General features: G+C 57.9%; 6 protein-coding genes. All 6 read left to right on the forward strand.

What is annotated here, in order from left to right; all coding sequences use genetic code 11:
* Window positions 1-976, forward strand: a 976-nt coding sequence (locus tag HLUSI_RS0108390) for a MucB/RseB C-terminal domain-containing protein (protein ID WP_050977665.1), incomplete at its 5' end; no start/stop codon positions are given.
* Window positions 977-993: 17 nt separating this feature from the next.
* A complete protein-coding gene (locus tag HLUSI_RS0108395; RefSeq protein WP_029363288.1) occupies window positions 994-2,487 on the forward strand; it encodes a DegQ family serine endoprotease in 1,494 nt (497 codons plus the stop codon).
* A gap of 108 nt (window positions 2,488-2,595) precedes the next feature.
* A complete protein-coding gene (locus HLUSI_RS0108400) occupies window positions 2,596-2,850 on the forward strand; it encodes a glutaredoxin family protein (protein ID WP_016833549.1) in 255 nt (84 codons plus the stop codon).
* A 201-nt stretch (window positions 2,851-3,051) separates the two neighbouring features.
* Complete coding sequence (gene lepA / locus HLUSI_RS0108405) at window positions 3,052-4,851, forward strand: translation elongation factor 4 (RefSeq protein WP_016833550.1); 1,800 nt, start codon at window positions 3,052-3,054, stop codon at window positions 4,849-4,851.
* Window positions 4,848-5,759: a signal peptidase I gene (gene lepB, locus HLUSI_RS0108410; protein ID WP_016833551.1), complete on the forward strand. Its 912-nt coding sequence runs from the start codon at window positions 4,848-4,850 to the stop codon at window positions 5,757-5,759. Before lepA ends, lepB begins: the two co-directional genes overlap by 4 nt.
* A gap of 208 nt (window positions 5,760-5,967) precedes the next feature.
* A partial coding sequence (gene rnc / locus HLUSI_RS0108415; protein WP_040503281.1) for a ribonuclease III occupies window positions 5,968-6,586 on the forward strand: 619 nt, incomplete at its 3' end.

Here is a 6,586-nt window from a genome sequence, read left to right on the forward strand (position 1 = left end):
CCCCCCCCCCCCCGCCAAGGCGGAGAATGCATTGCCGACAAAAGTAAACAACAATCAGGATGCGCAGGTCTTACTAAAAAAAATTCAATCCGCAGCGCAGCGGCTCAATTATTCAGGCACTTTCGTCTACCAGCAGTCCAACCAGATGCGCACTTCGCGCATCACGCACATTCTGTCCGGCAAAAACGAAATCGAGAAGCTGGAAGTTCTCGATGGCAAGCCGCGTGAATATATCCGCAACAACGACGACGTCGCCTGTTACGTTCCCGAGGCGAAAACCGTCCTGATCGAAAAGCGCGTCACGCGCGACGTGTTCCCGGCCATTCTTGCAGCCAATCCCACCGACCTGGTGGATTACTACAGCGTCAAGATGGGCGAGACCGGCCGTGTGGCGGGGCACGATTGCCAGGCGGTGATCCTCGAGCCCAAGGATAAATTGCGCTACGGCTACAAGCTATGGGCCGACAAGGCGACCGGCTTGCTGTTGCGTGCACAGACCTTCGATGCCAAGAACGAAGTGGTGGAGCAGATTTCCTTCACTCAGATCGAGATCGGCAACATCGACCACAATCGCGTCAAGCCGAGCATCACCAACACCAACGGCTGGCATATCGAAAATTCGGTCATGAGCCAGGTCAACCTGGCCGGCTGGTCGGTAACTCCGCCGCCGGGCTTCAAAAAAATCCAGGAAGTCAAACGCCTGATTTCCGACACGCAGAACACCGGCGCGTCCGCGACGCAGCATGGCGTGACGACACAGCGGGAAGTGTCGCAAATCGTGTTTTCCGATGGACTGGCGGCGATTTCCGTATTCATCGAGCCGGGTTCGCAGAGCCGTACCGAAGGCTCCATGCAGCAGGGCGCAATGAATATCGTGGGCCGTCGTCAAGGCGATTACTGGCTCACCGTAGTCGGCGAGGTGCCGGGCTCGGCCATTCGGCAAGTGTCGAATTCCATAGAATTCAAATCCAAATAATACGAAAAATACCAATGATGATTCCCGCCAAGAAAATCTTGTTGTCGTCGTTACTGAGCGCTTCCATTTTTGCCTTGTCTCCTGCGTTGACCGGCTTGAGTGCGGCGGTTGCAGCGCCTGCCGTCGCCGGCCTGCCTGACTTCGCGGATATCGTCGACCGCACCGGTCCGGGCGTGGTCAATATCCGCACCACTGAACGCGTCAAGACCGGCCAGCCGCAAGCTGGTGCGGACGATGAGGAAATGCAGGAATTTTTCCGCCGCTTCTTCGGCGTGCCGATGCCGCGCCAGCAGCAACCCAATACGCCGAACACACCGCGTCCTAATCCCAATCGCAAGGGCGGCAGCGCCCAGCAGGAAGAAGTGCCGCGCGGCGTCGGCTCCGGTTTCATCATTTCGGCAGACGGTTACATCATGACCAATGCCCACGTGGTTGAGGGCGCCAGCGACGTCTACGTGACGCTGACCGACAAGCGCGAGTTCAAGGCCAAGATCATCGGTTCCGACACCCGTACTGACGTGGCGTTGCTCAAGATTGACGGCACCAGCCTGCCGCGTTTGGTGATCGGCGACTCGGACAAGATCCGTGCCGGTGAATGGGTGCTGGCGATCGGTTCGCCATTCGGCTTGGAAAACACCGTGACCGCCGGCATCATTTCCGCCAAGGCGCGCGACACCGGCGATTACCTGCCGCTGATTCAGACTGACGTCGCGGTCAATCCCGGTAACTCCGGCGGCCCGCTGATCAATCTGAAGGGTGAAGTGATCGGCATCAATTCGCAGATTTACAGTCGTTCAGGCGGCTTCATGGGCATCTCTTTTGCGGTGCCCATCGATGAAGCGCTGCGCGTTTCCGATCAGCTGAAGGCTTCCGGTCGCGTCACGCGCGGCCGTATCGGTGTCCAAATCGGCGAAGTGACCAAGGACGTGGCTGAATCGCTGGGTCTGGCCAAGGCGCAGGGGGCGCTGGTGCAGCGCATTGAGCCGGGTGGCCCTGCAGAAAAGGGCGGGCTGGAAGCCGGCGACATCATTCTGAAATTCAACGGTGTCGCCATCGAGAAGCCGAGCGATCTGCCGCGCATGGTCGGCGGCACCAAGCCGGGTTCGCGCGCGACTGTCAATATCTGGCGCAAGGGCAGTGCCCGCGATATCGCCGTGACCGTCGTGGAGATCGAAGCCGACAAGCCGGCCAAGGTGGAAGAGAAGAAGCCGAAGCAGGAAGCGGCGCCGAATTCCCTGGGTCTGGTGGTCAGCGATCTCTCCGACGCGCAGAAGAAAGAACTCAAGGTCGACAGCGGCGTGCTGGTGGAGTCTGCAGTCGGCGTGGCGGCAGCAGCCGGTTTGCGTGCAGGCGATGTGGTCCAGCGACTCAACGACGTCGATATCAAGGACTCCAGGCAATTCAACGGCCTGGTGGCCAAGCTGGATCCGAAGAAGCGCGCAGCAGTGCTGGTGCGTCGCGGCGACTCGTCGCAGTTCGTGCCTCTGCGTCCAAGCGCCAGCGGCAACTGAGAATGCGGGGCGCAAGCCCGCGTCCACGTCATTCTTTCAGCATGAAGGCTGCACCCCACGGGTTGCAGCCTTTATTTTGTGAACTTCGCGCCTGAACCGGAACGTCCGATGTCCTCTGTCCATTTCATCCTGTATTCCCGTTCCTACTGTCACTTATGCGAGGACATGCTGCACGCGCTGGAAAAATTCCGCCCGGCGTACGACTTCACTGTGGAGATTATCGACGTTGATGCCGACGAAGCGCTGGTGCGGCGCTATGACGAACTGGTGCCGGTACTCGTCGGACAACGGCAAGGGCAGCCTGCAGTACAGCTATGCCATTATTTTCTGGATGTCGCGGCTGTTGAAAAATTCTTGCTTTAAAGCAATTGATTCGATATTTCGGTTGCCGGGCAATCCCAAGGCCACAGAATCACTCCGGACCGCAAGCCGTCAATGGCTTATTCGGGTTTTACCCTCTGAAATCCGGTAGAATGACGGGTTGAACAAAAGCTGTTGTAAAGGCGCTCAATTGGGAGACGCTCCCATTCTGGAGCGCCTTTTTTCATCGTTTTCTGCAATTTAATGAACAATATCCGTAATTTCTCGATCATTGCCCATATTGACCACGGCAAATCCACGCTCGCCGATCGCATTATCCAGTTGTGCGGCGGCCTCTCCAACCGCGAGATGGAAGCTCAAGTGCTCGACTCGATGGACATCGAGCGCGAGCGCGGCATCACCATCAAGGCGCAAACCGCAGCCTTGCATTACAAGGCGCTGGACGGCCAGATCTACAACCTCAACCTGATCGATACGCCGGGCCACGTCGACTTCAGTTATGAAGTCAGCCGCTCGTTGTCGGCATGCGAAGGTGCGCTGCTGGTCGTCGACGCATCGCAAGGCGTGGAAGCGCAGACTGTGGCCAACTGCTACACGGCGCTGGAGTTGGGTGTTGAAGTGGTCCCCGTGCTCAACAAGATCGACTTGCCGTCGGCTGACCCCGACAACGCCAAGAGCGAGATCGAAGAAGTCATCGGTATCGATGCCTCCGACGCCACGCCATGTTCGGCCAAAACCGGCCTGGGCGTACAAGACGTCATCGAAGCGATGATCGCCAAAGTGCCGGCGCCGAAGGGCGATCCGGACGCGCCGTTGCAGGCGCTGATCATCGATTCCTGGTTCGACAATTACGTCGGCGTGGTCATGCTGGTGCGCATCGTCAACGGTACCTTGCGTCCGAAGGAAAAAATCTTCCTGATGGCGACCGAGTCGACGCACCTGACCGAAAGCATCGGCGTCTTCACACCCAAGTCGCAATCGCGCGAAACGCTGTCGGCAGGGCAGGTCGGCTTCATCATCGCCGGCATCAAGGAATTGAAGGCGGCCAAGGTCGGCGACACCGTCACGCTGGCTGCGAACAAGGCCAGCGAGCCGCTGCCGGGCTTCAAGGAAGTGCAGCCGCAAGTGTTCGCCGGCCTGTTCCCGGTCGAAGCGAATCAATACGACGCGCTGCGCGACTCGCTCGAAAAACTCAAGCTCAACGACGCCGCCCTGCAATACGAACCGGAAGTCTCGCAAGCGCTGGGCTTCGGTTTCCGCTGCGGCTTCCTCGGGTTGCTGCACATGGAAATCGTGCAGGAACGTCTCGAGCGCGAGTTCGACATGGACCTCATCACGACCGCACCGACAGTGGTGTACGAAGTCGTGATGCGCGATGGCGCAGGCACCATCCTGATGGTCGACAATCCATCGAAGATGCCGGAGCCGTCCAGGATCGAAGAGGTGCGCGAGCCTATCGTCACGGTCAATCTGTACATGCCGCAGGAATATGTCGGTTCGGTCATCACGCTGTGTACGCAAAAGCGCGGCGTGCAGATCAACATGAGCTACCACGGCAAGCAGGTGCAACTGACCTACGAAATGCCGATGGCCGAAATCGTGCTCGACTTCTTCGATCGCCTGAAGTCGACCTCGCGCGGCTATGCGTCGATGGACTACGAGTTCAAGGAATACCGTTCGGCCGACGTGGTCAAGGTCGACATGCTGATCAACAGCGAAAAGGTCGATGCACTGGCCATCATCGTGCACCGCGCCAACAGCCAGTTCCGCGGCCGCGCCGTGGCTGCCAAGATGCGTGAGCTGATTCCGCGCCAGATGTTCGACGTGGCGATCCAGGCCGCCATCGGCGCCACCATCATTTCGCGTGAAAACGTCAAGGCGTTGCGCAAGAACGTGCTGGCCAAATGCTACGGCGGCGACATCAGCCGCAAACGCAAGCTGCTCGAAAAGCAGAAGGCCGGCAAGAAGCGCATGAAACAGGTCGGCTCGGTGGAAATTCCGCAGGAAGCATTCCTGGCAATCTTACAAGTGGACGACAAATGAACCTGCAGGCTCTCTTAGGCAATTTCGCACTGATTCTGTTCGTGTTGATGGTGCTGACCGGCGTCATCTGGTTCATGGATACTTATTTCTGGTCCAGGCAACGACGCGCGAAGGCCGATGCCGCACTGGCCGAGTTCGATGCCCGTATCGCCAAAAACGCCAACGACGGCGTCAAGAGCGACACCTCCAGCCGCGCCAGGATCGAAGCCGATCTGTTGCGTCAGCCGACCTGGATCGAATATTCGGGCAGCTTCTTCCCGGTCATCGCGCTGGTGTTTTTCCTGCGCTCGTTCCTGTATGAGCCGTTCAAGATTCCATCGAGCTCAATGGTGCCGACCCTCCTGGTGGGCGACCTGATCCTGGTGAACAAATACACCTACGGCATTCGCTTGCCGATCGTGAACAAGAAGATCATCAGCATCAACGATCCGCAGCGCGGCGACGTGATGGTGTTCAAATACCCGAAGGATACGACGGTTGACTACATCAAGCGCGTTGTCGGCGTGCCAGGTGATAAAATTGTCTATAAAAACAAGCACCTAACAGTAAATGGTAAAGAAGTTTCTTACAAGCCATTGCCAGATTATCTGGATGATGAGAATCTGACGTACTATAAGCAATGGCAGGAAAACCTGACCGGCGTCGATCACAAGATACTGACGGATGAGCGCGCTCCCAATTTTGTACCGAATCCGGACGCTTTCCCTCAGCATGAACTATGCAGCTACAACACGGAAGGCTTTGCCTGCACCGTGCCTGCCGGGCAGTACTTCATGATGGGCGACAACCGCGACAACAGCCTGGACAGCCGCTATTGGGGCTTCGTGCCGGATCAGAACATTGTCGGAAAAGCATTTTTTGTCTGGATGAATCTGGGTAATCTGAAGCGTATCGGCAGTTTCCATTAAGTTTCTGTCAGGCATTGATTCTTCGGAAGCGGAACACGGCATTTTCCCGGTGTTTTTCTCTGCTCCAGGAAAATCCAACAGCCAGCCGTCCGGCGTATTCTGTAACGACGACGGCGGGCTGCAGGTAACGGCCGGATGGCCTGGGAGGTCGGCGAAAGGCGGCAAGACAGCGCAGCCGGGTTCGCATCTCTAAGCGACGGATGAATAAATGGATCCATTAGTATTGCAAAATCGGCTGGGGCACAACTTCAAGGACGCTACGTTACTGCAGCAGGCCTTGACGCATCGTAGCCATAGCAGCTTGCATAACGAACGCCTCGAATTTCTCGGCGACTCTATCCTCAACTGTGTCGTCGCTTCGCTCCTGTTCGACCGTTACAACAAGATCGACGAGGGCGACTTGTCGCGCCTGCGCGCCAACCTCGTCAAGCAGCAATCGCTGTACGAAATCGCCCAACGCCTCGACCTGTCGCAGTTTTTGCGGCTCGGCGAAGGCGAGCTGAAGTCGGGTGGCTTTCGCCGTCCGTCGATTCTGGCCGACACGCTGGAAGCGCTGTTCGGCGCGATTTTCCTCGACGCCGGTTTCAACGCCGCGCGCGACGTGATTCGCTCGCTGTACATCCCGATTCTCGACACCGTCGACCCGAAGACGCTCGGCAAGGACGCCAAGACGCTGCTGCAGGAATATCTGCAGGGCAAGAAAATCCCGCTGCCGCAATACAACGTGGTCGCCACGCACGGCGCGGCGCACAACCAGGAATTTGAAATCGAATGCCTGGTGCCCAAGCTGGAAATCCAGGTCTTCGGCACCGGCCCGTCCCGCCCAT

Source organism: Herbaspirillum lusitanum P6-12 (assembly GCF_000256565.1).
Taxonomy (GTDB): domain Bacteria; phylum Pseudomonadota; class Gammaproteobacteria; order Burkholderiales; family Burkholderiaceae_D; genus Herbaspirillum; species Herbaspirillum lusitanum.